The organism is Streptomyces sp. NPDC020801, assembly GCF_044334385.1.
In the GTDB taxonomy this organism is placed as follows: domain Bacteria; phylum Actinomycetota; class Actinomycetes; order Streptomycetales; family Streptomycetaceae; genus Streptomyces.
Window position 1 is genome coordinate 63,994 of sequence record NZ_JBIRST010000026.1, and the last position, 24,707, is coordinate 88,700.

Here is a 24,707-nt window from a genome sequence, read left to right on the forward strand (position 1 = left end):
ATGACGTCCGTCCACGAGGGACACCAGGGGTACGGCGACGATCTGGTCCTCGGCGCGCTCGGGTCCCTGGGCACGCCCGTGGACTGCGCGGGGTTCAGCCGGCTCGACCTGGAGGGTCCGCAGGTGCTGTGGCTGGTCGCGGCCGGCGCGGTGGACCTGTTCGCGGTCGACTCGGCGCAGCAGGGCCACTGGCACCACCTGGGCCGGCTGGAGGCGGGCGCGCTGCTGCTGGGTCCGGTCCCGGGCCCGCAGCACACGCTGGTCGCGCGTCCGCTGCGGGACTGCGTGGTGCACCGCATCGGCCTGCGGGAGCTGTACCAGCCGGCGGACACCCAGACCTGGTCGTACGACGAGTACGGCAACCCCCAGTACGTGCCGCCGACGACCAGCCCCCTGGAGTACGCCCTCGCGCTCGGCGTCGGCCGCAGTCTGTCGGTGCTGTTCCAGGCGCCGATGGCCGAGGAGGGGACCGCCACGCCGGCCGACGACGACGTCCTGTGGATGCAGGTGCCGCCCGGCAGCGTGCAGTACGGGTCGCTGTACGGCGCAGAGGCGGCCGCCGACCTGCTGATGGACCCGGCCGTCTGGCAGAGCATGGTCGACCAGCAGTACCGGCTGCTGACCACGCTCGACCGCTGGATCGAGCAGCTGGAGCGCACCCACGAGACGCGGGCGGCGGCCGGTATCAAGGCCGGTGAGGCGGTCCGTGCCCAGGCCGACCGGACACTGCTGGCGTCCATCGGCCGCTCCTCGGCGGCCCGCACCACGGCGGCGGACACCGACGCCACCTACACGGCCTGCAGGCTGGTGGCCCGCGCCGCGGGGATCACGCTCGCCGCCGCGCCCCGGAGCGGCACGGAGAGCGACCGGCTGGACCCGGTGGAGCAGGTCGCCCTGGCCTCCCGGGTGCGCACCAGGGCCGTACGCCTAGGGGGCCGCTGGTGGCGGGAGAACATCGGCCCGCTGGTCGGGCACCGGTCGCTGTCGGGCGCGCCGGTCGCGCTGCTGTGGCGGCGCGGCGGCTACGTCGCCGTGCACCCGGCCACCGGGCGGGAGACCCCGGTAGAGAAGGCGAACGCACAGGAGTTCGAGCCGCGCGCGGTGATGTTCTACCGGCCGCTGCCCGACGGCCGGCTCGGCCCGCTCGGCCTGCTGCGGTTCACTCTGCGCGGCACCGGTGGCGATCTGCTCAGCCTGCTCGTCAGCGGGCTGGTGACGGTGGCCGTCGGGGCGCTGGTGCCCGTCGCGACCGGCAGGGTGCTCGGCCAGTACGTGCCCAGGGCCCAGCAGGGGCCGATCGCCCAGGTGTGTCTGGCGGTGATGGTCGGCGCGGTGGTGGCCGCGGCCTTCATGCTGATGGAGAACCTGACCATCCTGCGGCTGGAGGGGCGCATCGAGGCGACCCTCCAGCCGGCGGTGTGGGACAGGCTGTTGCGCCTGCCGACGAGGTTCTTCACCGAGCGCTCCACCGGCGAGCTGGCGAGCGCGGCCATGGGCATCAGTGCGATCCGCCGGCTGCTGGCGGGGGTCGGCCCGGTCGTCGCCCAGTCGGTGACCGTGGCGGCGATGAACCTGGTGCTGCTGTTCTGGTACAGCGCCTCGATGGCGCTGGCCGCGATCGGAGTGCTGGTCGTCATCGCCGCGGTGTTCCTCGGTCTCGGGCTGTGGCAGGTGCGCTGGCAGCGGCGGCTGGTGGTGCTCACCAACCAGCTGAACAACCAGGCCTTCCAGACCCTGCGCGGGCTGCCCAAGCTGCGGGTGGCGGCCGCCGAGAACTACGCCTACGCCGCCTGGGCGTCCCAGTTCGCGCGCAGCCGTGAGCTGCAGCAGCGGGTGGGGCGGATCAAGAACCTCACCACGGTGCTGGGCGCGGTCTACCTGCCGGTGTGCACCCTGCTGATGTTCATGCTGCTGGCCGGTCCGGCGCGCGGCTCCATGTCGGCGGCCGCCTTCCTGACCTTCAACACCTCGGTGACGATGCTGCTGACCTCCGTCACCCAGCTCACCGGCGCGTTCGTCTCGGCCGTGGCCGCACTGCCGCTGTTCGAGGAGATCAGGCCGGTGCTGGACGCCGCGCCGGAGGTGCGCACGGCCAGCACCCGGCCGGGCCCGCTGTCCGGCGCGATCGAGGCGCGGCGGCTGTCGTTCCGGTACACCGACGACGGGCCGCTGGTCCTGGACGACGTGTCGTTCCAGGTGCGGCCGGGCGAGTTCGTGGCGATCGTCGGTCCCAGCGGCTGCGGAAAGTCGACGCTGCTGAGGCTGCTGATCGGCTTCGACCGCCCGTTGTCGGGAAGCGTGCTCTACGACGGTCAGGATCTCGCGGCCCTCGACCAGTCGGCGGTGCGCCGGCAGTGCGGGGTCGTGCTGCAGCACGCCCAGCCGTTCACCGGTTCCCTCCTGGACGTCATTCGCGGCACCGAGCCGTGCACGCCTCAGGAGGCCATGGCGGCGGCCGAGATGGCGGGACTTGCCGAGGACATCGAGCGGATGCCGATGGGCCTGCACACCCTCGTCTCGGAGAGCGGGTCGGTCTCCGGCGGCCAGCGGCAGCGACTGATGATCGCCCAGGCCCTGGTGCGGCGCCCGCGGATCCTCTTCTTCGACGAGGCGACCAGTGCGCTGGACAACGACACGCAGCGCACGGTGATCGAAAGCACCCGCAAGCTCAACGCCACCCGCGTCGTCATCGCGCACCGCCTGTCGACGGTGCTGGACGCCGACCGGGTCGTCGTGATGGAGGACGGCAGGGTCGCCCAGCAGGGGCCGCCCGCCGAGCTGCTCGCCGACACGGGCGGGCGGCTGCACGAGCTGGTGCGGCGGCAGTTGGCGTGAGGCGGCGGTCAGTCCAGGCCCGGAACCGGGGCGCCGGAGGGCACCCCGGCGGCGAGGTAGCCGTCGTAGAAGCCCTTCCAGGGCGCGCCGGCCCCGGAGTGCGGGCCCGCGACGCGCTCGCCGCGCGCCTTGGCGTCCAGGGCGGCCAGGCACACCTCCCAGCCGGCGCCGTTGCGGGCAGCGGTGTTCTCGGCGGCGAGCACGTTGGTGAGCGTGAAGCGGGTGCGCCGGCCCCCGAGTTCCTCCAGGTCGAAGTGGAGCTCGTCGCCGCCCCAGGCGAAGGACAGGTGCCGGGGAGGGTCGACGGCGATGACCCCGCCGGTGGACTCGGGCATGTTCGGGTCGCCGCCGAAGGTGATGGCGCCACCGGGGCGCAGGTCCATCTCGGCGCGGGAGGGGAACCACTCGGAGAGTTCGTCCGGATCGGTCAGGAAGTGCCAGACGCGGTCCACGGGGTGGTCGTAGGTGCGGCTGAAGCGGACGGCGGGGCGGCCGTCGGTGAGCGTCAGGTAGGTGCCGGTGAGGTCGGCGGACATGGGGATCAGTCCTTCGGGGCTTCGCAACGGGGGTGCTCGGTGACGTCCGGCGCCGCGTCGAGACGCCGTCCCAGCGCGTCCAGGCTCTCGTTCCACAACTTGCGGTAGGGGGCCAGCCAGGCGTCGAGTTCCGCGATCGGGGCGGGGTCCAGGGTGTAGACCCGGCGCTGCGCGTCCTGCCGCACCCGCACCAGGCCGGCGTCGCGCAGCACCCGCAGATGCTTCGACGTGCCCGGCTGGCTCAGACCGCACGCCGCCACGATCTCGCCGACCGGCCGCGGCCGCTCCAGGAGCAGCGCGACGATGGCCCGCCGGTGGGGGTCGGCCAGTGCGGCCCAGAGCGCGGCGTCGGACATGCACTCAATATGCGGTAGGAGTTATATGCCAGTCAAGGCATATTCCGCAGGACACGCGCAGTGAGCCGCCGAACTGGGTACCCACCCGGCCATGCGAATCAGCGTGGTGGATGTGGGATCGAACACGGTCCGGCTTGTCGTGGCGGACGCGGAGGGCGGGGTGCCCCTGCCGGTCCACACCGCCAAGTGGCGCCTGCGCCTGTCGGAGCAGGTCAGACCCGGGGAGGTCATCCCGGACGAGGCGCTTCGGCGGCTGGTCCACGCGGTCGGCGAGGCGAGCGGGACCGCGGCCCGGTGGGGCGCGGCCGGTCCGCTGGCCTTCGCGACCGCGGTGGTGCGCGGCGCCCCGAACCGGCTGGAGGTGCTGCGTACGGTCCGGGCCCGCACCGGAATCGCACTGTGCACGCTGCCGGGCGAGGTCGAGGCCGAGCTCACGTTTCTCGGGGCGCGGCGCTGGATGGGCTGGCGGTCCGGGCCGCTGGCCCTGCTCGACATCGGTGGCGGCTCGCTCGAAGTGGCCTTCGGGCGCGGCCGGTTGCCGGACTTCGTGGCCTCGCTGCCGTTGGGCGCCGGGCGGCTGACCCACGAGTTCTTCGCGGCCGCTGACCCGCCCTGCCCGGAGCGGCTGAAGGCGCTGCGGCGCGAGGTCCGCCACCAACTGCGTGACGTGGCCGCGCGGATCCGCTGGGAGGGGCCGCGCACCGCGGTGGCGACCTCGCGCACCTTCCAGCAGCTGGGCCGGCTGTGCGGGGCCGCGCCGGGACGGCACGGCCCGTTCGTGGAGCGGCAGTTGCACCGGTCCGACCTGCGTGGCGCGGTCGACCGGCTGGCCGCCCTGCCGGCGGCCGAGCGCGCCCGGCTGCCCGGGATCTCCGCGCCGCGCGCCACGCAGAGCCTGGCCGGCGCGGTGGTCGGGCACACGGCGATGAAGCTGACCGGTCTGAAGAGGGTCACCGTCTGCCCCTGGGCGATCCGCGAGGGGGTGCTGCTGCGGCACATCGAGGACGGGCCCTCCTGGTGGGCGGGGGTCTCGCGCCTCAGCGACGAGGCCGCGCCCCTGGACCGCGTACCGCTGCGGACAGCGACCGCGACCGCGACGAACTGAGGCGGAGCGGAGACGGCCGTGCCCGGGAACGACGACGAGCGGCACCCCGACCGCCCCGGGACGGCGGCCGGAGAGGGGCCGCGCCGGTTCGAGGACGCCGGGACCGGAACCCTCGGCACCGGGGAGGGCCCGCCAGCGGGGCGATGACCGCGGCGGCCATCGCCCCCGACCCAGCGGCCCAGGAGGGGTCCCGGGGCGGCCGTACGGGGCTGGGAGGCCGGGACCCGCAGGTCAGGCGCAGGTCAGGAGGGTGGCCGGCCGTCTTCCGGGTACCCGGGCCCCATGGATCAGGATCACCGGGGACCCGAGCTGCCTCCCGCCCGGGGACCGGTCTCCGCAGCCGTGACGGCGTATCTGCGGGGCACCGGGCCACTCCCCCGCGCCGAGGACGCGGCCGGCACGGCGGCGTACGGCGACGACCTCCAGCTCGCCCTGTACCTGTGCTACGAGCTGCACTACCGCGGCTTCGCGGGTGTCGCCCCGCAGCGCGAATGGGACCCCGGCCTGCTGCACGTCCGGGCTGCCCTGGAGCACCGCTTCCTCTCCGTGCTGCGCGCGGACACGGCCGGACACGACAGCCTGGAGGACACCCTCGCCGCCCTCCTCGTCGAACCGGCCGAGGGCACGGGGGTCTCCCACCACCTTCGGGACGAGGGCGAGCTGTGGCAGCTGCGCGAGTACGCGGCCCAGCGCTCGCTGTACCACCTGAAGGAGGCCGACCCGCACGCCTGGGTGCTGCCGCGGCTGTGGGGCCGGGCCAAGGCGGCGATGGCGGCGGTGGAGTTCGACGAGTGGGGCGGCGGGCGCGCCGAACGCGTCCACGCCCGGCTGTTCGCCGACCTCATGACGGACCTGGGCCTGGACACGACGTACGGCCGCTATCTGGACGCGGCCTCGGCCGAGGCCCTGGCCACCGTGAACCTCATGTCCCTGCTCGGCCTGCACCGCGAGCTGCGCGGCGCCCTGGTGGGCCACTTCGCCGCAGTGGAGATCACTTCCTCCCCCGGCTCCCGGCGGCTGGCCGAGGCGATGCGCCGCACGGGCGCGGGGCCGGCCGCGGAGTTCTTCTACGACGAGCACGTCGAGGCGGACGCCGTGCACGAACAGGTCGTACGTCGCGACGTCATCGGCGGGCTGCTAGCCGAGGAGCCGCACCTGGCGGCCGACGTCGTGTTCGGCATCGACGTGACCGGTCACCTGGAGGACCGACTCGCCGCGCGGCTGCTGGCCGACTGGCGTGCGGGGCGGTCGTCGCTACGGGCACCCCTTGGCAGGGAAACAGCCCATATATCCTGATTGCCGGGGTACCCGGCGCGCGTGAACGGACTGGTACTTCCGGGTGTCTACGCCCCGCAGGACGACACCGCGCTGCTGTCCGAGGTCCTGTCCGGCGAACTCCGTGGGCAGCCTGGTGCGCGGGTCCTCGATGTGGGCACCGGGAGCGGCGCGCTGGCGCTGGCGGCCGCCCGGCGGGGGGCGAGGGTGACAGCGGTGGACGTCTCGCGGCGGGCGGTGTGGACCGCCCGCCTCAATGCCTGGCTGACCGGACTGCCGGTCCGCGCCCACCGCGGGAACCTCTTCGGGCCGGTGCGCGGGCGGTCGTTCGACGTCATCCTGGCCAACCCGCCGTACGTGCCCGCCCCCGACGCCGGGCGCGAGCCGCGTGGCCGCTCGCGCGCCTGGGACGCGGGCCGCGACGGCCGTGTGGTGCTGGACCGGATCTGCCGGGACGCACCCGCGCTGCTGCGGCCGGGCGGGGTGCTGCTGATCGTCCACTCCGCGCTGAGCGGCCCCGACCGCACGCTGGACGGGCTGCGGTCGGCCGGCCTCAAGGCCGCGGTGGTCCGCCGCCGCTGGATCGCCTTCGGCCCGGTGCTGCGGGCGAGGCAGGGCTGGCTGCGCGAGCGCGGGCTGCTGGCCGCGGCCGACGAGAAGGAAGAGCTGGTGGTCATCCGTGCCGAACGTCCCCTCTGAGACCCCCCGCCCCGAGCCGCCCCGCAAGGTCACCATGCAGCGGCAGGGCCCGATCCTCGTGGACGGCCCGGTCGAAGTGGAGCTGGAGGACGGCACCACGGTCTCCTCCGACCGCTTCCGCGTCGCCCTGTGCACCTGCCGCCGCAGCCGCCGCTACCCGTGGTGCGACACCAGCCACCGCAAACGCGTCTAGGGCCTGTCCGGCGGACAGGCCCTGGTGGGTGCGGGATCTGCCGCACCCCCGCGCGCGGCCGGGGCCGGCCCGCGCACGGTGAGGAACCGGCTGCGCAACCATGCGAAAAACCAGGGGTCGGCGGGCGGCCCCACTCCGCCCGTCCGACCCCTGGTGCGAGATCGCTGGGGTTCCCACGACAAGGCCCGCACTCCCCAGTTACGGGATCCTTAAGTCGTGCGCGGGAACCACGCGACCCCGGTCCTCAGAACGAGAAGACGCTCGTCGCGGAAGCGTTCTTCACGCACTCGTTGGCGAAGGTGCGCTCGAAGGAGACGCGCTTGCCCTGCCAGACGCCCTGGGCGGTCACCACCACGGGGTTCCAGATCTTGGTGCACATCACGTAGGGCTGGGCGGTCAGCGCGTCGAAGTCCCCGTTGGCGGCACGCAGTTCGGCGCACGCCTCGGGCGCGGCCGGGTGGGTGCCGGAGGACGTCGGGGCACAGCCCAGGGTGACGGCACGTTCGGGTGTGGCGGCCGCTGCGCTCACACCGTGGCCCACGGTGAGCACCAGGGCCGAGGGCGCGTAGAGCGAGGCGGGGGCGCTGGGCGGGGTGGCGAGGGCGGCTCCGGTCAGGGGCCCGCAGACGGCGGTGGCCGTCAGGCCGAGGATCGCTGCCCAGCGCGCGGTGTTCCGCATTGTGTGCTTCCTTCCGCTGGATTCGATGAGAGATGTGCCGGACCCGACTCGGTCAGTCCCGGACCGGCGTGCCGGAGTCTGCCGAGTCCGCGGCGGAAACTCACATCGAACCCACGGGTTTCAGTAACCTTGCGTATTGAATCAGTGGCGTGAAGTCACGGAATTCGAACGTTCCAACCCCCAAACCACGGGCCTGCGGATCACCAGATCCGGCCGAATGGCTTGATTGCCTACGTTCGTTAATCGTCCTGAAACATTCCGGTTCCGCTCTCGGCGGACTCCTTGGCGGGCCCTTGTGTTCATGTTGGTGACGAGTAATCGTCATTACATGATTACAACAGAGCGACGAGAGAAGCTGCGCGGCTGGTTCGCCGGCCGCCTGCCGGACGATCTGTTCGAGGAACTGGCCGAAGTGACGGCCGACCGCGAGGAGATCACCGTCATCGGGCGCATCCCGGTGCCCCGGCTCGCCGAGGGCGCCTCGGCCGCGGAACGGGAGGCGGCCGTGCAGGGCCGTGTCCAGGAGTTCCGGGAGCGCACCCGGGAGACCCGGATGGCAGTGGCGCGCGAGGCCGAGCACCGGTTCGGGCGCAAGGTGTCCTGGGGAGTGGTGTGCGGCGGCGAGCGCGCCCTGTTCACCCATGTCGCGGCGCCCGTCATGACCCGGCTCCGTCAGCCCGAGCGCCAGGTCCTCGACACCCTGGTCGCGAGCGGTGTCGCCCGCAGTCGCAGCGACGCCCTCGCCTGGTGCGTACGCCTGGTCCAGCGGCATACCGACGACTGGCTCACCGAACTGCGGGACTCCCTGGAACACGTCCAGCGGGTCAGGGACCGGGGGCCCGACGCGACCGGCGAGGACGCTCACGAGGAGGACGGCGAGGGGGAAGGGTGATTTCGGCTTGGCGCGGCCGCAACCCCATTGCGGCCGCCGGGGGCGGGCCGCTCGCCCGTGCGGACAGCAGCGTGCGCGGGCATCCCTTGAAAGACGTCAACTGAAAGACGTCAACATCCCTTGAGAGGCAGGGCCGTTGTCAGACCCGGGCGCTATGTTGCGACCATGACTCACTTCGTATTGGTGGCGGGCGCGTGGCTCGGGGCGTGGGCGTGGGACGAGGTGGCCCCCGGCCTGCGGGAGGCCGGGCACGAGGTCCACGCCCTCACACTCTCCGGCCTCGCCGAGAAGAAGGACGTGCCGGCCGGGCAGCAGACCCACGTCCAGGACATCGTCGACCAGGTCGAGCACCTGGGTCTGCGCGACGTCGTGCTGGTCGGGCACAGCTACTCCGGCATCCCCGTGGGCCAGGCGGCCCAGCGGATCGGCGACCGGCTGCGGCGCGTGGTGTTCGTCGACTCCAACGTCCCGGCCGACGGGGAGTCGTTCCTCGCGGGATTCCCCAGCGACCACGTCCGGCAGGCGCTCGACGCCCACGACGGCGTCTGGCCGCCAGTGCCCCCGGCCGCCTACGCCGGCCAGGAGCTGACCGACGAGCAGATCGCGCGCATCGTCACCGAGGGCACCCCTCACCCGGGTGCCACGCTCACCGAGCCGGCCGTGCTGAAGAGCCCGCTCGGCGACCTGCCGGCCACCTACATCAAGTGCGTGCTGGACGGGCGCGAGCCGATGCCGTCCGTGGCCGAGCTGCTCAAGAGCGAGCGCTGGGAACTGGTCGAGATGGACACCGGCCACTGGCCGATGTTCTCCCGGCCCGGCGAACTGGCCCGGGTCCTCACCACCGCGGCGAACAAGGACTGAGCCGTGGCCGCGGGTCCGCCCCCGGCGGCCGGGCCCGCGCCTACCCGCCAGTATCGTCGGTGCGGCAGCGCGGGACCGGCGAGGAGAGGCGGGACGGACGGATGGCCAGGCACTGGGCGGACTTCCAGTACGAGATCTATCTGAACGGGATGACGGGTGCCGTGCCCCGGCTGCCCACTGATCTCACCCGCCTGGAGGAGCTGACCGAGCAGCGGCTCGGCCCCGGCCCGGTGGGCTATGTGGCGGGCAGCGCGGGCAACGGCAGCACGGCGCGCGCCAACCGCGTGGCCCTGGACCGGCGCCGGATCGTCCCGCGGATGCTGCGGGACGTGCACGAGCGCGATCTGTCGGTGCAGGTGCTGGGCCGCGCGCTGCCCGCCCCGCTGGCGCTGGCGCCGGTCGGTGTGCTTTCGATCATGCATCCGGACGCCGAGTGCGCGGCCGCCCGGGCCGCCGCCGCGCAGGGCGTGCCGTACGTCCTGTCGTCCGCCTCCAGCACGCCCATGGAGCAGGTCGCAGAGGCGATGGGGGACGCCGAGCGCTGGTTCCAGCTCTACTGGGCCAAGGACCGCGAGGTGACCCGCAGCTTCCTGCGGCGCGCGAGGGAGTCCGGGTTCGGTGTCCTGGTCGTCACCCTGGACACGCCGCTGCTGGCCTGGCGGCCCCGCGATCTCGACCAGGCGTATCTGCCGTTCCTGCACGGCGTGGGCACCGCCAACTACTTCTCCGACCCGGCGTTCCGGGCGGGCCTGGCCAAGCCGGTGCACGAGGACCCGAACGCGGCGGTGACGCACTTCGTCGGCATGTTCGCCGACCCCGGCAAGACCTGGCCGGACCTCGCCTTCCTGCGGGAGAACTGGGACGGCCCGATCGTCCTGAAGGGCATCCTGCACCCGGACGACGCCCGGCTGGCCGCCGAGGCCGGTATGGACGGCGTGGTGGTGTCCAACCACGGCGGCCGCCAGGTGGCCGGTTCCGTCGCGGCGGCCGACGCGCTGCCGAGGGTCGCCGAGGCGGTCGGGGACCGGCTGACCGTCCTGTTCGACAGCGGCGTACGCACCGGCGACGACGTCTTCAAGGCCCTCGCGCTCGGCGCGCGGGGGGTCCTGCTGGGACGGCCCTACGTCTACGGGCTGGGCCTGGACGGTCAGGCGGGCGTGGAGCACGTGATCCGCTGTCTGCTGGCGGAGTTCGACCTCACCCTCGCACTGACGGGCCACGCCACACCGGCCACGGTCGGCGCGGGCGACCTGGTGGAGGACCCCGTCTGACCCACTCCGACGGGACTGTGGTGCCGGCCGGACGCCTGACCCGCCGGGCCCGCGCTGTCTCCCGGCCGGCGCGTCCCGCCCGCCCCTGTCCCGGCCCGCGCATCCCACCCGTGCGGTGCCCTGGCGGGGCCGTCCGTCCCGGAAGGGCCGGGATCGTCCCGGCACGGCCCCCGAATCGTCCCGCACGGCCTGCGACCGCCCGCACGGCCCGCCCGCCCGGCCCGGCCGGCCGACCCGCTGCCGGGCTCCGGGCGGGCCGCACGGTCGCGTGGCCGCCTCCCGTGAGCCGGGAGGCGGCCACGGCCGCTCATGCGGTGGTGCGCGGCAGTTCGGCCAGTCCGACCGGCCGGGCGGCCGGCGCACCGGCTCCGGGGGTCGGCAGGGAGCCGGGGTCCACCGTCGCGGAGTCGGTCACCCAGCGCTGGGCGGTGGAGCCGTCGCGTACCTTGACGACGATGTCGGCGTCCTGCCGAGCCGTCGTGGCGGCCAGGGCCAGCCCCCCTTCCCAGCGGGGCAGTAACTCCCCGCGCACGGTGAGGTCGTAGCGCACGTCGGGGCCCCGTTTCGCGTCGGCGTCCGCGCAGGTGCCGAGGACGACGACTCCGGCGTCCGCGTGCGAGTCCAGGCACAGTCCGGGATCGGCGACGCTGCGCAGCAGCCCGTCGTTCTCCAGCGACCACTGCTGGGTCCAGGCGGACGAGCACTGCGCGAGCCTGGCGCCCGCCCCGGCCCTCGGTTCACCCCGGATGTCGAGGCACAGACCGGCGGCGGCGTTGCGCAGCCGGGCCTGCCCGGTGGCCGGAGGCAGGCTCTCGGTGCCGCGCGAGGCCGGTGAACCGGCGGACGGGGACCGGGAGTCGATGCCGGGTGCCGAGCCCTGCGCTCCGGTGACGCCGGTGGACGCGGCCGGGGCGGCACCCCCGGCGGGCGACCACAGGCTGACGCCGAGCACGGTCGCGAGCAGTCCGGCCGAGGCCAGCCCGACACCCCTGCGCAGCGCCCGGGACGACCGCGGCCCGCCGGTGACCATGCGGGCGGGTGCCGGGATCCGGAACAGCAGCCGGTGGCGGCCGCCGCCGTGCCGGCCGGGCACCTTCGCCCGCGATCCGCGCTGGGCACGGCCCGGGCGCGAGTCGAGGTAACGGTGGGCGCCCCAGCCGAGTACCGCCTCGGCGAGCAGCACGCCCGGCCCGCCTGCCGCAAGGCCGAGTTGTTCGGCCGCGTCACGGCAGTAGCGGCATTCGTCCAGATGCCGCCGGACGTCGGGCAGCAGGGCGCCGCCGCGCCGGATCGGGACGTCGAGCAGCCGGTTGTAGAAGCGGCAGTCGTCGGTCGGCGCGAGTTCCCGGTGGGCGCGGACGCAGCCCTCGCGGAACTTCTCCCGCGCCTGTTCGAGGGTGAGCGCCGCGGTGTCGGCGTCCATGCCGAGCAGTGCGGCCGCGACGGCCGGCGGCTCGGCCTCCACCTCGGTGTGCCACAGCAGGCAGCGGGCGGCCGGGGTCAGGCCCTCGAAGGACCACTGGGCCAGCCGGCGGTTCTCCGGCACCAGGGACACGGCCGCGCGCATGCCCCGGCCTCCGGCGGGTTTCCGCAGCTCCGGCAGTACCGCCGATATCCGGTCCTCGGCGGCCCAGAGCCGGACGGTGTCCCGCACGGTCAGCAGCAGCCGGGGGCGCAGCGCCACGTCCGGGTCGCCCAGCTTCAGGCGGTCGAGGACCTGGTGGAAGGCGGCCGTGGTGACCATGGCCGCGATCTGCGCCGAGGAGGCGAGGCAGATCACCGCGTAGTCGTGGACCGGCTGCCAGTGGCGCGCGATCAGCAGCGCGACGCAGTGCGCGACCTCGCCGTCCGTACTGCCTCTGAGCCGGACGGCAAGGAACTCGTCGGACTCCCCGGGAACACGGCCCGGCGGTGGATGGAAAGGACGAGGGGGGTGGGGGGTGGGCACGGAGTGGATTCCTTCGATGCGTACCTTGGGGTGCCTGGCGCGCGGGGGTGTGCGTTCACCCGGCGGCGAACCGGCTCGACTCCTCAACTGTCCCGTGGGAACCGGCCCTTGCCCCCGCACGGTCCGCTCACCCTTCCACAACCGATGACGGCCAACAAGGCACTCGGACAACATCCGCATCATTGCCGGAAAGCCGGAAAGCGGGGCATCACCGAGGGCCGCAGCCACTCTCGGCGGCCGTACTTGGTTCCCTGCGCCGTAAGCCGAGCCGTACACCGTACGTACGGCCATACGCACGCGAGACGCACGTCTTCCGTGCGCCCCGTGTGAAACACGCGCACACACCGGCAGGCCACGCACGCTCCCGGCACGCCCGGCCGGGGAGTCGACTGGAGTCGGTCCCTCGAAGGCCCGTCAGGGCCGAGGTCCCGCGCAGGACGGCGGCTCTCCTGCGCCGGGCGGCCGCCGACCCTGTTCCTCCCGCCCTCGGTCGGCGGCCCAGGGACGGGCCCGTGCGGCGGCTCGGTCACGCGACGGCGGGCCGGCCCGCGCGGGGTCAGATCTCCCAGGAACGCAGCCGGTCCGCGGCACCGTAGACGTCGGTCTTGCCGTCGATCAGGTCCCGGGCCAGGTCGACCAGCGCACCGTAGGGCGGGTCGATGCCGACGCCGCTGACGAACATGTACGCCACCGCCGTCGCGCAGGCGAAGCGGGCGTTGGCCGACGGCAGGGGCTTGAGCAGGGCGAGGGTGTGCAGCAGGGCGGCGGCCCGCCAGGCCGGGTCGGAGTCCACCCCGAGGCGGGGCGGGTCGACGCGATGGCGGGCGACGGCGGCCACCAGGGCCGAGAAGTCGTTGACGGTGGGCTGGTCCGGCAGCACTTCCTCATGGCGCTGGAGCAGCCAGGGCACGTCGATGTGGATGACGGCGGTCATCGGTCAGGCGGCCCGCCCCTCGCCCTTCGTGGGCGGTTCGTCGTCGGGAAAGGCGGCCGCGAACTCGTCGGCGTGGGCCGAGAAGAACCGGCGGAAGGCCTCGGCGCCCTCCTGCAGGGCCCGGTGCCGGGCTATGTCGGCGGCGGCCGCCTCGCGCACGAGCGCCTTCATCGACGTACCGCGTTCCTTGGCGATCTGCCGCAGGTCCTCTAGCTCGCGGTCGCTGAACTCCACGTTGAGAGCTGGCATGCCCGTCACGGTACCGCGCGGGTACTTGACCGTAAATAGCCGCAGGTCAAAGCCGCACGGAAACGGTACCGAGGAGCGTGAACGCCGTATCCGGTTCCCGCCGGACACCGGCCGGGCGGCGCGCCGGACTCGACAGAGCACACGACACAGCACACGACGGTCGTCCGGACAAGGAGCGCCCATGACCCTCACCACCGACCGGGCCTTCCGGCGGGTCGCCGGCACCGACCGGGCCGGGCTCGCGCAGCGCCACCGTACGGCGGCCCAGGATGCGGCCGGTGGCTTCCGCGGCCTCTGCGGCCAGGTCTGCCGGGGCGCCGAGCAGAGCTCCGGCGGCCGGGCTGCCGCACCGGCGATCAGTACCGATCTGCGCGTGACCGTCATGACTCCCCTTCATTTCCTCAACAGGGACCAGAGCCACTCACAAGTAATCGCGAACAAACAGATTCTGACGCACTGACAGGTGCGACCGTCAAGGGTGCGGCGCCCTGCTTCTGCCCCCGGCGCCCCACCGGCCGGGCGCCCCCACTGATCGCGGACAACCCCACGCGGGAGATCACCGCTCGTCAGCAGGGGGGCGACCGTCCACACGGAGCCCGCACCCACTACGCTGGAACGCGAGTGACACACCTGTTCACTGTGAGTGTGCGCGATGGAGTGGCGACGATGAGCCCGGTGTATCCGTTCGACGACGCCGCCACGGCACGGGCCGTCGTCGACGAACACGGCGTCCTCGTCGAGTGGAACGAGGGCGCGCGCCGGCTGCTGGGCTGGGCGCCGCACGAGGTCGTGGGCAAGCCCGCCGCGAACCTGCTGGCCGGCGGCCCGCCGCCGGCCGTCCCCGAGGAACGCCCCTGGAACGGCACGCTCACCCTGCGCCATCACGACGGCCACGCCGTCTCCGTCTGGGTGCTGGCCCACCACCGGCGCACGGCCGACGGCGGCGACTGGCTCCTGGTGACCCCCCTGGAGGGCGGCGGGCGTCCGGGCCCGGACGATCCGCTCGCCCGCGCCGAGCTCGTCCAGTCCCCCTGCGCCGTCGCGATCTACGACGAGCGGCTGCGGCTGCACGCGGTCAACGGCGCCATGGCGGAGGTGCTCGGCATGCCCGGCGAGCGGCTGCTGGGTCTGCGCCACTCCGAGATCGGCGGCCGGCCGCAGAGCGAGGACATCGAGTGGCACATGCACCGGGTCATGACCACCGGCCAGGGGCACGACGTGCGCACCTACGTGCCGATAGGCGGCGACGACCGGATGAGTGCCTGGCTGGCCCGCATGTCCCCGATCACCGACTCCGACGGCCGGGTGCGCGGGGTGTGCGTGGCCGCACACGACTTCACCGAGCAGTACCGGGCGCGCGAGCGACTGCAGCTGGTGAACGAGGCGAGCGTGCGCATCGGCACCACCCTCGACGTCACCCGGACGGCCCGGGAGCTCACCGAAGTCTGCGTCCCGGCGCTCGCCGACTTCGTCAGCGTCGACCTGCTCGACGTGCTCGACGTGCTCGACCTGCCCGAGCACGGCGGCGAGCCCCTCACCGGGCGGCCCGGCGTGCCGGTCGCCCTGCGCCGCGTCGCCCACCGCTCGGCCGACCCGGGCGACCTCGAGGCCGCGGCCGCGGTCGGCGAGGCCGAGGTCTACCCCGCCACCTCCCCCCAGGGCGCCTCCCTGCTCATGGGCCAGTCGATCGTGGTGTCCCGGGAATCGGGCGACCTGGAGAAGTGGCTCTCCTGGGATCCGGTGCGCAGCCTGCGCGTACGGCAGCTCGGCATCCACTCCACGATGTCGGTGCCGATCCGGGCCCGGGGCGTCACCCTGGGCGTCGCCGTCTTCAGCCGGTTCGAGCAACCCGCCCCCTTCACCCCCGACGACGTGCTGCTGGCCGAGGAGGTCACGGCCCGGGCCGCCGTCTGCATCGACAACGCCCGTCGTTACTCACACGAGCGGGAGACCGCCCTCGCCCTCCAGCGCAGTCTGCTGCCCCGCAGCCTGCCGCGCACGGCCGCCGTGGAGGCGGCCTCCCGTTATCTGCCGGCGGCGCGGGCCGGGATGGGCGGCGACTGGTTCGACGTGATCCCGCTGTCCGGGTTGCGGGTGGCCATGGTCGTCGGGGACGTCATAGGGCACGGGGTGCATGCCTCGGCCGCCATGGGCCGGCTGCGCACCGCCGTGCGTACGCTGGCCGACATCGACCTCGCCCCGGACGAACTGCTCACCCACCTCGACGACCTGGTGGTGCGCATGTCCGCCGAGGCCGGCGGCGAGGGCCGTCCCGGCGAGGTCGGCGCGACCTGTCTGTACGCGGTGTACGACCCGGTCTCGCGCCGCTGCACGCTCGCCCGAGCCGGCCATCCCGCGCCGGTGCTGGTCCCGCCCGGCGGCCGGCCGCACCAGGTGGAGCTGCCGTCCGGTCCCGCGCTGGGCCTGGGCGGCCTGCCGTTCGAGTGCGCCGAACTCGACCTGCGCGAGGGCAGCGTGCTGTCCTTCTACACCGACGGGCTGATCGAGGGCCGTGAACGGGACACGGAGGCGGGCCACCGGCTGCTGTGCGAGGCGCTGGCGGCCCGGGCCGGCTCGCTCGACGAGACCTGCGACCGGGTACTGCACGCCCTGCTCCCGGCGGGCGGCTCCGCCGACGACGTGGCCCTGCTGCTGGCCCGCACCCGGGGCCTGCCGCCCTCCCAGGTGGCGACCTGGGACATCCCCGCCGACCCGTCGCTGGTCGCCCCCATCCGCAAGCAGGTGGTCGAGCAGCTGGACACCTGGGGCCTGGAGGAGGCGGCGTTCGTCACCGAGCTGGCGGTCAGCGAACTGGTCACCAACGCGATCCGGTACGGCACCCCGCCCATCCGGCTGCGGCTGATACACGACGACACACACCTGATCTGCGAGGTGTCCGACACCAGCCACACCGCCCCGCACCTGCGCCGCGCCAAGACCTGGGACGAGGGTGGCCGCGGACTGCTGCTGGTCGCCCAGCTCACCCGGCGGTGGGGCAGCAGGCACACGGGCGAGGGCAAGACGATCTGGGCGGAGCTGAGCCTGCTCGACGACGAGTGAGGATCAGGACGTGTCGGTCAGCCAGGGCCTGACCCGGCGGCGGGCCTCGTGCAGCCGCGACTTGAGCGTGCCCAGCGGAATGCCGGCCCGCTCGGCCGCCTCCGCGTAGTCCAGCCGGCAGATGTCCCGGTACACCAGCGGCGCCACCAGGTGCGGATGCTCCCGCTCCAGCCGGTCCAGCGCCTCCAGCAGGTCGACGCGGGAACCGGCGATGACGCTGGTGGTGCGCGGGTCGACGTGCTGGGTGGGCTCGATGGCGGCGGGCTGTTCGGTGGCGCGGCGCCTGAGCTCGCGGTACTTCTGGCGGCAGCAGTTGGCGACGACCGTGTGGAGCCAGGTGCCGAAGCGGCTGCGGCCCTCGAAGGTGGAGATCCGCCGGGCGAGCTGAAGCAGCACGTCCTGTGCGGCCTCCTCCGCGTCCTCCCTGCACGGCAGGAAACGCCCGCAGCGCCGCAGCACCTCGGGCCGCACCTCCTGGAGCAGTTCCTCCAGCGCCGCGGCGTCGCCGGCGGCGGCACGCCGGGCGAGGTCCTCGGTCAGCCCCGTGTTCGGCACGGCAGGCCCCCTTGGAGTCGATCTCAGGGCAGGCATGATAGTCGTATGCCCTCCCTCGAGCGGATCGGCCGCTACCGCCTCGAACGACGCCTGGGCACGGGCGCCTTCGGCACGGTGTGGCTCGCCCACGACGACGTGCTCGAGGCCCCGGTGGCCGTGAAGGTCCTCGCCGAGAACTGGTCGCACCGCCTCGACGTCCGGGAGCGGTTCCTGTCCGAGGCGCGGCTGCTGCGCAAGGCCGGCTCACCGAGGGTGGTGCAGGTCTACGACATCGGTGAACTGCCCGACGGCCGGCCGTACTTCGTGATGGAGTACGCCGACGCCGGGACCCTCGCCGACCTGCTCGCCGCGGGTCCGCTGCCGGTGCCCGAGGCGCTGCGGCTGACCGCGCAGGCCGCGCGCTCGGCCCAGGCCCTGCACGAGGCGGGCGTCGTGCACCGGGACATCAAGCCGACCAACGTGCTGCTGCGCACCGCGCCGGACGGCGGCCGCCGGGTGCTGCTCGCCGACCTCGGGCTCGCCAAGAGCCTGGCGGAGGCGTCGGGACTGACCCTGGCCGCGGGTTCGGCCGGCTACCGGCCACCGGAGCAGGCGGAGCCGGGCGCGGGGATCGACGCGCGGGCCGACGTCTACAGCCTGGGCGCGGTCGGCTACCAGTTGGTCACCGGTACGGTCCCCGCCACGCCCGGGACGGTGGTACGGCCGCGGCTGCTGCGGCCGGATCTGGATCCCGGCGTCGAGCGGGCCCTGATGCGGGCGCTGCAACCGGACCGCGAGCGGCGCCGGCCGACCGCCGAGGCGTTCGCGCAGGAGCTGGAACGGCTGGCCGCGGGGCTGCCGCCGGCCGCCGGCCGGCCGCGCGGGCGGCGCCGGACCGTCGCCCTGGCCGCTGCGGTGGCCATGGCCGTGGCCGTGGTCGCCACCGGTGGCCTGGCCCTGGTCCAGGCACTGCGGCCGGCCACGCCGTCCGGCGTCCGGGTCGCGGACGCCACCGGCCGCATCGTGCTGCGGGTACCGGAGGGCTGGGCACGCCAGCTGCGGGACTCCGGCTGGGATCCGAGGGCGCTGGGTCTGCCCGCCGGGCACCAGCCGGGGCTCGCCGTCGCCGACGACCTGGTGCGGTGGCAGGACCTGGGCGCGGGCGCGCGGGGTGTGCTCGCCGGCCTGAGCGAGCACGGCGACGTCACGGCCCGGGTGAACACGCTCGGCCACCCCGGCTGCCACTACGACGGCGGCCGCGCCTACACGGACACGCACTGGCACGGCCGGATCCGCGTCTGGAGCGACTGCCCCGGCGGCGGCAGGCTCACGGAGACCGCGCTGGTACCGGCCGGCGGCGCCGACGAGCCCCAGGTGTACGTGCAGATCCGTCAGCAGGGCGGCGGCGACGCGACCGACGTCGTACTCCGCTCCCTGCGGGTCACCTGACACCCTGCCCCGTACGGGTGAACAGGTCGCGGTCGCGGGCGGGAAGGATTCTCCAGGAGGATTCCGCGGGCGACCGCGAACTTTCCGCCCGGTGCGTGCATCGGATACTCATGACGGCGCACGAGGCGCCGGACGCACGCGCCCGTCGCGTGCGACGGAATTTCAGGAGTGTGGAACATGGCGCACACATCCCCGTCCGTGAACCGGGCGGCCCTGCTCGCCGTCACGGTCGCCGCACTGGGTCTGCTGACCGGCTGCGGCAACGGAAGCGGCACCACGAGCGCTCCGCAGAAGGAGTCGGGCACCGCCGCGCCCGCGAGCGGCGGCACGACGACCGGGGCGGTGACGACGCCTGGCGCCGCGCCCGGCGGTGGCACCACGCCGGCCCGGACGGCCTCCGGCCCCGCCACGGCCGCGACGGGCTCGGGTGCCGGCACCGGTACCGGCACCACCGGCACCCGCTGCCACACCTCGGAGCTGAAGGCGTCGGTGGGGCGCAACGACCCGGGCGCCGGGCAGGAGAACTTCCCGGTCGTCCTGACGAACGTCTCCGGCCGCACCTGCACGGTTCGCGGCTATCCCGGCGCCGCCTTCGTGGACGTGGCCGGCAGGCAGCTGGGCCCGGACCCCAAGCGCTCCCCGGGCACGCCCACCACGGTGACGCTGAAGCCGGGCCGGAGCGCCTGGGCGGGCCTGACGTTCTCCAACCCCGGCGTGAGCGGGGCGAGGACGGCGACGCCCGCCACGCTGATCGTCACCCCGCCCGACGAGCGCGACCACCTCACGGTCAAGTGGACGGCGGGTGAGGTCCCCGTGGGCGGGAACGCCTCCTCGGTGTTCCTGACGGTTTTCAGTCCGGGCACCGCGCCCTGACCGGACCCGGCCTTGACGGATCTCCTACGGCCGTTTGCTTTGATGGGCGGGCACCACTTGATCGTGTCCGGAGGACCGTGCCCTGAACACCCCGCTCGCCGAGGCCCTCTCGGTCGTCCTGCTCGTCGCTGTGCTCGCCTGGGCCGTCATCCGTCCCTTCGGATGGCCCGAGGCGGTCATGGCCGTCCCCGCCGCCGGGATCGCCGTGGCCACCGGCGCGATCTCGCTGGACCAGGCCCGGGCCGAGGCGGAGCGGCTGGGCCCGGTGGTCGGGTTCCTGGCCGCGGTGCTGGTGCTCGCCCACTTCTGCGACGTGGAGGGCCTGTTCCAGGCGTGCGGGGCGTGGATGGCCCGCTGGGCGGGGGGCCGCCCGGTACGGCTGCTGACCGCGGTGTTCGCGCTGGCGTCCGCGATCACCGCGGTGCTCAGTCTGGACGCCACCATCGTGCTGCTGACCCCGGTCGTGTTCGCCACCGCCGCCCGGACCGGGGTGCGGCCCAAACCGCATGTGTACGCCTGCACGCATCTGTCCAACACGGCCTCACTGCTGCTGCCGGTCTCCAACCTCACCAACCTGCTGGCGTTCGCGGCGAGCGGGCTGAGCTTCACCCGGTTCGCCACGGTGATGGCGCTGCCGTGGCTGGTCGCGATCGGTGCCGAGTACCTCGTCTTCCGCCGCTTCTTCGCCCGCGACCTGGCGGCCGCCGCGCCCGCGCAGCGCCCCGGTGAGCCGCCCCACCTCCCGCTGTTCGCTCTGGTCACCGTGGGCTGCACGCTCGCCGGGTTCGTCCTCACCTCCGCCTTCGGCATCGAACCGGCGTGGGCCGCGCTGGCGGGGGCGCTGGTACTCGCCGGGCGCGCACTCCTGCGGCGCCGGGCCACTGTGCCGACCGTGGTGCGGGCCGCGGCGCCGGCCTTCCTGGCGTTCGTCCTGGCGCTCGGCATCGTCGTGCGCGCGGTGGTCGACAACGGGCTCGCCGACGCGCTCGGGCACGTACTGCCGGGCGGCACCGGGCCGTCCGCGCTGCTCGGCATCGCCGCGCTGGCCGCCGTACTGGCCAACCTGATCAACAACCTGCCCGCGGTGCTGGTTCTGCTGCCGCTCGCCGCACCGGCCGGACCGGGCGCCGTCCTCGCCGTGCTGCTCGGGGTGAACATCGGTCCGAACCTCACCTATGCCGGATCGCTGGCGACCCTGCTGTGGCGGCGGATCGTGCACCAGCACGAACACGGTGTGGATCTCAAGGAGTTCACCCGGCTCGGCCTGCTGGCCGTGCCGGCCGCCCTGGTGCCCGCCGTGGTGGCACTGTGGGGGGCACTGCAGGTTCTGTGAGTGCCGCAAGGCCCGAGGAGGCCGCCGTATGCGTGTGATCGCCTGGCTCGTCGAGGGCACCTGGCCCGCCTGCGTGGACGCCGTGCGCACCCATGCGGCCGAGGCGTCAGAGGTGGTGCTGCTGCACGTGAGCGGACCGGACGTGCCCGGGGTGGCGCACGGGGCGTTCGCCGGGCTGCTCGGCCGCGGTCATCCGGAACGGGACCCGGGTGACCGGCTGACCGACCTCGGCGGCACGTCGGCGGCCGAGCTGCTCGACGCCGCCGCGGCCCGGCTGGGGCGGCCGTGCACCCGGCTGGAGCGGACCGGGCGGGTCGAGCGCGAGGTGGTGGCGGCCGCCGAGGACGCCGATCTGCTGGTGCTGGCCCGCGACGGCGACCGCGAACGGCTCGGCCCGCACAGCCTGGGACCGGCCGTACGGTTCGCCGTCGACCATGCGCCGTGTCCGGTGCTGCTGGTGTGGCCGGAGGCGGCACCGGACCTCACGACGATGCCGCCACCGCCACCGCCACCGGCGCCACCCGCACCGCCCGGGCACCGCTGAAGCCGGTCAGCGACCGCCGTAGCCGTACCCGCCGCCGCCGTCGTAGCCGTACCCACCACCGCCGTAGCCGTAGCCGCCGTCGTAGCCGTACCCACCGCCGTCGTAGCCGCCGTCGTAACCGTAGCCACCACCGCCGTCGTAGCCGCCGTCGTAGCCGTAGCCACCACCGTCGTACCCGCCACCGCCGTCGTAGCCACCACCGCCGTACCCGCCACCACCGCCGTGGCCCCAGCGGTCCTGCCGGGTGCCGGCGCACGGGTAGCCGTACGGGGGACAGTCCTCGGTGGGGTACGGATCGGGGTTGGTGGACGCCGGCTGCCGGGTCGACCGGGACGCGGTCGGCGTCGGGGACGGCGCGGCCGTCGCCTCCGGGGCGGCCGAAAGGCCGCTGCCCGCGTCCCAGTTGACCATCTCCATCTGGAGGTCGGGCTGGGAGCTGTCGATCGTCCAGCGCTGGGTGTCGCCCTTCACACGCGTCTTGAGGACGAGGGCGCCCGCGCCGTCGGTGGCTGCGGGTGTCAGGGCCAGGTCCTGGTTGGAGCGCGGGACGAGGGCGCCCTGGAGGGTGAAGTCGTAGCGGATGTCCTTCCCGCCCGGCCGGGACGCACCCACGCAGGGGGCGAGCTGCACCGAGTAGCCGAGGTGGGAGTCCAGGCACAGGCCGGGCGCGGCGCCGTTGCGCAGCAGGCCGTCGGTCTCGTAGGCCCATTGCTGGCTGGGAGTGGAGGAACAGGCGGTCAGCTCCGTCTCCGCGCCCTGGACGGCCTTCTTGCCGACGACGCCGACGCACAGCCCGGACGCGACGTTGTGCAGCCGTCCGCGCAGGGTGTTTCTGCCCGTGTTGCCCGCTCCGGCCCAGGAGGGTCCGGGGGAAGGGGTGGCGGAACCGGAGCCGGGTGTGTCGGAGGGCTGCCCGTCCGCCCCGGGAGCCCTGCCGTCGCCGGACCCGAGGACCGACCACAGGACGAGTGGCAGCACGACCAGCCCGCTCACCGTCGCCACCGCGATGGCGAGGTTCCGGTGCCGCGAGGCCCGCCGGGCCGCCCGCTGGGCAGACCGGCGCGCGGCGGCGCGCGGCCCGGGGGCCGTGGCCGGCTTCCCCGCCGTCCCCTTCGGGGCCGAGGGCCGTGTGCTCGGCTCGGCCGCCCCGGCGCCGCCGGACGCGGCGGGGGGAGCGGACACGGACGGCTCGGCGGCGATGCCCGGGCCCGATAGGGCGAGCTCGAACGCCTCGCCCCCGGCGGGCGAACCGGGCCGGGCGCCCGCGAAGGCCTCACCGCCGACCGGCCTGCCGGGCCCACCGGGCCCACCGGGCGGGCCGGACACCAACGAGCCGTCCGAGCCGGGCCCGAACGGCTCGGCACCGGTGGCCGGGCCCGATACGGCGGCCCCGAACGCCTCGCCCCCGGGGGGCGAGGCAGGCGCGAACGGCTGACCGGCGGGCTGCGCACCGGACGGCGCCGGCGGGAACGCCGCCGTGCCGAAGGGCGCGTCGGGCCGGGGCGTCGTGCCTGGGAAGGGCGCCCCGAGCGGGGCAGCCGAATCGAACCCCTTACCGGCGAGCGGCGCACGGGACCCGGCGGCGGTGAAGTCCTCACCGACGGCCGGCACACCCCTCGGGGCGGATCCGCCCGAGTCGCCGGCGAACGTCTCGCCGCTGATGGGGGCGGCCGGCTCGGGGGAGGCCCTGCGGGCCCGCTTCCCGGCGCGTGACTCGGCCGGGGCCCGGTCCGTCCCGTCCGGCCACGCCCCGGTCGCTCCTGCCGCCTCCGCGGGCTCCCCCTCGCCGTGTTCCGCCGTCCGCTCGGCGGCGGCGATGCGCAGTTCCCGGTAGGCCCGCGCGCCCCAGCCGAGCACGCCTTCGGCCAGCGCCGTGCCGAGGTCGGCGTTGAACCGGGCCAGCTGGTCGGCGGTGTACCGGCAGTGGGCGCACCCGGCCAGATGCCCGCGCAGGTCGGGGTCGATGTCGACGCCGCCGCGCCGGTAGGTCACGTCCAGCAGCCGGGAGTAGCGCAGGCAGTCCTGTTCGGGGGCGACCTCGCGGTGGACCTGGAGGCACTCCTCGCGCAACCGCTCGCGGGCACGCTCCAGTTCGATGCGCGCGCCCTCCTCCTCGATGCCCAGCAGCCGGGCCGGTGCCGCAAGCGGCTCGGTCTCGACCTCGGCGTGCCACAGCAGGGCGCGGGCGCTCTGGGGCAGCCGCTGGAACGCCCGGGAGAGCAGGCGCCGGCCGGTCGGGGGAAGCAGGCGCGCGGCTATGCGGTCGCCGTCGCCGGCCGCGGCTCTGAGGTCGGGGTGCAGCATCTCGTACCGGTGGTCGGTGCCCCACTCCGCCGCGATACGGCGCACGGTCACGAGCAATTGGGGCCGCCAGGCGGCGGTCGGGCCGGACTGCCTGAGGGAGGCGCCGAACAGGCGGGTGAAGGCCGCGGTGGTGAGCATGCCCGCGGGATGCGGGCCGTCGGTGCACAGCCGTGCGTAGGCGAACGCCGCTTCCCAGTGCCGGTCCAGCAGTTCACCGACGGGTCGGAGCGCGGGCGTGGCGCCCGTCCACTTCCTGAGTTCTGCGCTCAGCTCCTCATCCGTCGTACCGAACACACGAGCGGTTCTGGGGGAATTCGACATGCCTGGGTCTTTCACGGCTGCATTCCTCCATACACACCGCGGATTTAGTCCGTACCAAGGGTGGGGTGTCGGCATATCGAGCGTCCACCACACAGAGGGAGTCTCATTGTCTGCACGCCGACAACGCATGCACACCTTTGCACAGGTCAGCGGGAGCAACAAGAGATCACACGCTTTTGTGCGCATCACCTTACAATGCCGCCTGTTGACGTATTGTCAATTCGGTGGCGCAAAAGGGATCGCCTGCGGGTTCACCGAACGGGCACGGCAATTGCACCGGGGATTCGCATGGTCGGCGGTTCGCCGAAGACCGGAAAACCGGCACGGGTCCGTGGGGGCCGCCGGGGGGGGCGCCCCGGCCCCCGGGGGCGGCGCGCCCCCCCCCCCCCCCCCGCCGCCCCCGGCCCGGCGGGGGGGGGGGGGGGGGCGGGGGGGGGGGGGGGGGGGGCGGGGGGC

General features: G+C 74.2%; 22 protein-coding genes. 14 read left to right on the forward strand and 8 right to left on the reverse strand.

Annotated elements, in window-relative coordinates:
• Complete coding sequence (locus ACH4UM_RS35720) at positions 1-2,835, forward strand: NHLP bacteriocin export ABC transporter permease/ATPase subunit (RefSeq protein ID WP_398188816.1); 2,835 nt, start codon at positions 1-3, stop codon at positions 2,833-2,835.
• Positions 2,836-2,843: 8 nt separating this feature from the next.
• Here ACH4UM_RS35720 and ACH4UM_RS35725 read toward each other — a convergent pair whose 3' ends face one another.
• Together ACH4UM_RS35725 and ACH4UM_RS35730 are read right to left on the reverse strand one after the other, a co-directional pair.
• Complete coding sequence (locus ACH4UM_RS35725; RefSeq protein WP_398188819.1) at positions 2,844-3,371, reverse strand: SRPBCC family protein; 528 nt, start codon at positions 3,369-3,371, stop codon at positions 2,844-2,846.
• Positions 3,372-3,376: 5 nt separating this feature from the next.
• A complete protein-coding gene (locus ACH4UM_RS35730; protein ID WP_398188821.1) occupies positions 3,377-3,727 on the reverse strand; it encodes an ArsR/SmtB family transcription factor in 351 nt (116 codons plus the stop codon).
• Positions 3,728-3,818: 91 nt separating this feature from the next.
• Between ACH4UM_RS35730 and ACH4UM_RS35735 the strand changes: the two genes are divergently transcribed.
• The 4 genes from ACH4UM_RS35735 to ACH4UM_RS35750 all read left to right on the forward strand — a co-directional run bounded on the left by ACH4UM_RS35735 (position 3,819) and on the right by ACH4UM_RS35750 (position 6,999).
• Positions 3,819-4,832, forward strand: a complete 1,014-nt coding sequence (locus tag ACH4UM_RS35735; protein ID WP_398188824.1) for a Ppx/GppA family phosphatase — start codon at positions 3,819-3,821, stop codon at positions 4,830-4,832.
• 282 nt (positions 4,833-5,114) lie between these two features.
• Entirely contained in the window at positions 5,115-6,128 is a 1,014-nt protein-coding gene (locus ACH4UM_RS35740) for an iron-containing redox enzyme family protein (protein WP_398188827.1), read from the forward strand.
• Between the two features lie 21 nt (positions 6,129-6,149).
• Positions 6,150-6,806 (forward strand): HemK2/MTQ2 family protein methyltransferase, encoded by a 657-nt coding sequence (locus tag ACH4UM_RS35745; protein ID WP_398188830.1) that lies wholly within the window; start codon positions 6,150-6,152, stop codon positions 6,804-6,806.
• Positions 6,787-6,999: a CDGSH iron-sulfur domain-containing protein gene (locus ACH4UM_RS35750; RefSeq protein WP_398188833.1), complete on the forward strand. Its 213-nt coding sequence runs from the start codon at positions 6,787-6,789 to the stop codon at positions 6,997-6,999. Before ACH4UM_RS35745 ends, ACH4UM_RS35750 begins: the two co-directional genes overlap by 20 nt.
• A 244-nt stretch (positions 7,000-7,243) precedes the next feature.
• Here the strand turns inward: ACH4UM_RS35750 and ACH4UM_RS35755 are convergent, their stop codons facing one another.
• The gene (locus ACH4UM_RS35755) at positions 7,244-7,678 is read right to left on the reverse strand and encodes a protease inhibitor (protein ID WP_398188835.1); all 435 of its coding nucleotides are present in this window, start codon (positions 7,676-7,678) and stop codon (positions 7,244-7,246) included.
• A gap of 328 nt (positions 7,679-8,006) precedes the next feature.
• Here ACH4UM_RS35755 and ACH4UM_RS35760 point away from each other — a divergent pair, with 328 nt between their 5' ends.
• The 3 genes from ACH4UM_RS35760 (at position 8,007) to ACH4UM_RS35770 (ending at position 10,702) form a co-directional block, all read left to right on the forward strand.
• Complete coding sequence (locus tag ACH4UM_RS35760; RefSeq protein ID WP_398188838.1) at positions 8,007-8,570, forward strand: hypothetical protein; 564 nt, start codon at positions 8,007-8,009, stop codon at positions 8,568-8,570.
• Between the two features lie 165 nt (positions 8,571-8,735).
• Positions 8,736-9,431 carry an alpha/beta fold hydrolase gene (locus ACH4UM_RS35765; protein ID WP_398188841.1) on the forward strand — a complete coding sequence of 232 codons (696 nt, stop codon included), beginning with the start codon at positions 8,736-8,738 and terminating at the stop codon, positions 9,429-9,431.
• 101 nt (positions 9,432-9,532) lie between these two features.
• Positions 9,533-10,702, forward strand: a complete 1,170-nt coding sequence (locus ACH4UM_RS35770; RefSeq protein WP_398188844.1) for a lactate 2-monooxygenase — start codon at positions 9,533-9,535, stop codon at positions 10,700-10,702.
• Positions 10,703-11,009: 307 nt separating this feature from the next.
• On the opposite strand, the gene ACH4UM_RS35775 is transcribed toward ACH4UM_RS35770, so the two are convergent.
• From ACH4UM_RS35775 to ACH4UM_RS35785, 3 genes are all read right to left on the reverse strand, one after another.
• Positions 11,010-12,650, reverse strand: coding sequence for an RICIN domain-containing protein (locus tag ACH4UM_RS35775; RefSeq protein WP_398188846.1), 1,641 nt, complete (start codon positions 12,648-12,650; stop codon positions 11,010-11,012).
• A 556-nt stretch (positions 12,651-13,206) separates the two neighbouring features.
• Positions 13,207-13,584 carry a toxin Doc gene (locus ACH4UM_RS35780; protein ID WP_398188849.1) on the reverse strand — a complete coding sequence of 126 codons (378 nt, stop codon included), beginning with the start codon at positions 13,582-13,584 and terminating at the stop codon, positions 13,207-13,209.
• A gap of 3 nt (positions 13,585-13,587) precedes the next feature.
• Positions 13,588-13,833, reverse strand: coding sequence for a hypothetical protein (locus tag ACH4UM_RS35785; protein WP_398188851.1), 246 nt, complete (start codon positions 13,831-13,833; stop codon positions 13,588-13,590).
• Between the two features lie 181 nt (positions 13,834-14,014).
• Between ACH4UM_RS35785 and ACH4UM_RS35790 the strand changes: the two genes are divergently transcribed.
• Together ACH4UM_RS35790 and ACH4UM_RS35795 are read left to right on the forward strand one after the other, a co-directional pair.
• Positions 14,015-14,293: a hypothetical protein gene (locus ACH4UM_RS35790; protein ID WP_398188854.1), complete on the forward strand. Its 279-nt coding sequence runs from the start codon at positions 14,015-14,017 to the stop codon at positions 14,291-14,293.
• A 206-nt stretch (positions 14,294-14,499) separates the two neighbouring features.
• Positions 14,500-16,893: a SpoIIE family protein phosphatase gene (locus tag ACH4UM_RS35795; protein WP_398188856.1), complete on the forward strand. Its 2,394-nt coding sequence runs from the start codon at positions 14,500-14,502 to the stop codon at positions 16,891-16,893.
• Between the two features lie 3 nt (positions 16,894-16,896).
• On the opposite strand, the gene ACH4UM_RS35800 is transcribed toward ACH4UM_RS35795, so the two are convergent.
• The gene (locus tag ACH4UM_RS35800; RefSeq protein ID WP_398188859.1) at positions 16,897-17,448 is read right to left on the reverse strand and encodes an RNA polymerase sigma factor; all 552 of its coding nucleotides are present in this window, start codon (positions 17,446-17,448) and stop codon (positions 16,897-16,899) included.
• A gap of 45 nt (positions 17,449-17,493) precedes the next feature.
• Between ACH4UM_RS35800 and ACH4UM_RS35805 the strand changes: the two genes are divergently transcribed.
• From ACH4UM_RS35805 to ACH4UM_RS35820, 4 genes are all read left to right on the forward strand, one after another.
• Positions 17,494-18,876 carry a serine/threonine-protein kinase gene (locus ACH4UM_RS35805; protein ID WP_398188862.1) on the forward strand — a complete coding sequence of 461 codons (1,383 nt, stop codon included), beginning with the start codon at positions 17,494-17,496 and terminating at the stop codon, positions 18,874-18,876.
• Positions 18,877-19,053: 177 nt separating this feature from the next.
• Positions 19,054-19,749 carry a DUF4232 domain-containing protein gene (locus tag ACH4UM_RS35810; RefSeq protein WP_398188865.1) on the forward strand — a complete coding sequence of 232 codons (696 nt, stop codon included), beginning with the start codon at positions 19,054-19,056 and terminating at the stop codon, positions 19,747-19,749.
• An 82-nt stretch (positions 19,750-19,831) separates the two neighbouring features.
• On the forward strand, positions 19,832-21,082 hold the full coding sequence (locus ACH4UM_RS35815; protein ID WP_398188890.1) for an arsenic transporter: 1,251 nt from the start codon (positions 19,832-19,834) through the stop codon (positions 21,080-21,082).
• Positions 21,083-21,110: 28 nt separating this feature from the next.
• Entirely contained in the window at positions 21,111-21,626 is a 516-nt protein-coding gene (locus tag ACH4UM_RS35820; protein WP_398188868.1) for a universal stress protein, read from the forward strand.
• 6 nt (positions 21,627-21,632) lie between these two features.
• Here the strand turns inward: ACH4UM_RS35820 and ACH4UM_RS35825 are convergent, their stop codons facing one another.
• Positions 21,633-24,068, reverse strand: coding sequence for a ricin-type beta-trefoil lectin domain protein (locus ACH4UM_RS35825; RefSeq protein WP_398188893.1), 2,436 nt, complete (start codon positions 24,066-24,068; stop codon positions 21,633-21,635).
• Positions 24,069-24,707 lie beyond the last annotated feature (639 nt).

What these genes read in the sequence shown, in the direction of transcription:
- ACH4UM_RS35760 (WP_398188838.1), top strand. Translation starts at nt 8,007, where the DNA reads ATGATTACAACAGAGCGACGAGAGAAGCTGCGCGGCTGGTTCGCCGGC.
- ACH4UM_RS35795 (WP_398188856.1), top strand. Translation starts at nt 14,500, where the DNA reads ATGAGCCCGGTGTATCCGTTCGACGACGCCGCCACGGCACGGGCCGTC.
- ACH4UM_RS35785 (WP_398188851.1), bottom strand. Translation starts at nt 13,833, where the DNA reads ATGCCAGCTCTCAACGTGGAGTTCAGCGACCGCGAGCTAGAGGACCTG.
- ACH4UM_RS35780 (WP_398188849.1), bottom strand. Translation starts at nt 13,584, where the DNA reads ATGACCGCCGTCATCCACATCGACGTGCCCTGGCTGCTCCAGCGCCAT.
- ACH4UM_RS35825 (WP_398188893.1), bottom strand. Translation starts at nt 24,068, where the DNA reads ATGCTCACCACCGCGGCCTTCACCCGCCTGTTCGGCGCCTCCCTCAGG.
- ACH4UM_RS35755 (WP_398188835.1), bottom strand. Translation starts at nt 7,678, where the DNA reads ATGCGGAACACCGCGCGCTGGGCAGCGATCCTCGGCCTGACGGCCACC.
- ACH4UM_RS35770 (WP_398188844.1), top strand. Translation starts at nt 9,533, where the DNA reads ATGGCCAGGCACTGGGCGGACTTCCAGTACGAGATCTATCTGAACGGG.
- ACH4UM_RS35720 (WP_398188816.1), top strand. Translation starts at nt 1, where the DNA reads ATGACGTCCGTCCACGAGGGACACCAGGGGTACGGCGACGATCTGGTC.
- ACH4UM_RS35805 (WP_398188862.1), top strand. Translation starts at nt 17,494, where the DNA reads ATGCCCTCCCTCGAGCGGATCGGCCGCTACCGCCTCGAACGACGCCTG.
- ACH4UM_RS35765 (WP_398188841.1), top strand. Translation starts at nt 8,736, where the DNA reads ATGACTCACTTCGTATTGGTGGCGGGCGCGTGGCTCGGGGCGTGGGCG.
- ACH4UM_RS35810 (WP_398188865.1), top strand. Translation starts at nt 19,054, where the DNA reads ATGGCGCACACATCCCCGTCCGTGAACCGGGCGGCCCTGCTCGCCGTC.
- ACH4UM_RS35740 (WP_398188827.1), top strand. Translation starts at nt 5,115, where the DNA reads ATGGATCAGGATCACCGGGGACCCGAGCTGCCTCCCGCCCGGGGACCG.
- ACH4UM_RS35730 (WP_398188821.1), bottom strand. Translation starts at nt 3,727, where the DNA reads ATGTCCGACGCCGCGCTCTGGGCCGCACTGGCCGACCCCCACCGGCGG.
- ACH4UM_RS35790 (WP_398188854.1), top strand. Translation starts at nt 14,015, where the DNA reads ATGACCCTCACCACCGACCGGGCCTTCCGGCGGGTCGCCGGCACCGAC.
- ACH4UM_RS35735 (WP_398188824.1), top strand. Translation starts at nt 3,819, where the DNA reads ATGCGAATCAGCGTGGTGGATGTGGGATCGAACACGGTCCGGCTTGTC.
- ACH4UM_RS35820 (WP_398188868.1), top strand. Translation starts at nt 21,111, where the DNA reads ATGCGTGTGATCGCCTGGCTCGTCGAGGGCACCTGGCCCGCCTGCGTG.
- ACH4UM_RS35725 (WP_398188819.1), bottom strand. Translation starts at nt 3,371, where the DNA reads ATGTCCGCCGACCTCACCGGCACCTACCTGACGCTCACCGACGGCCGC.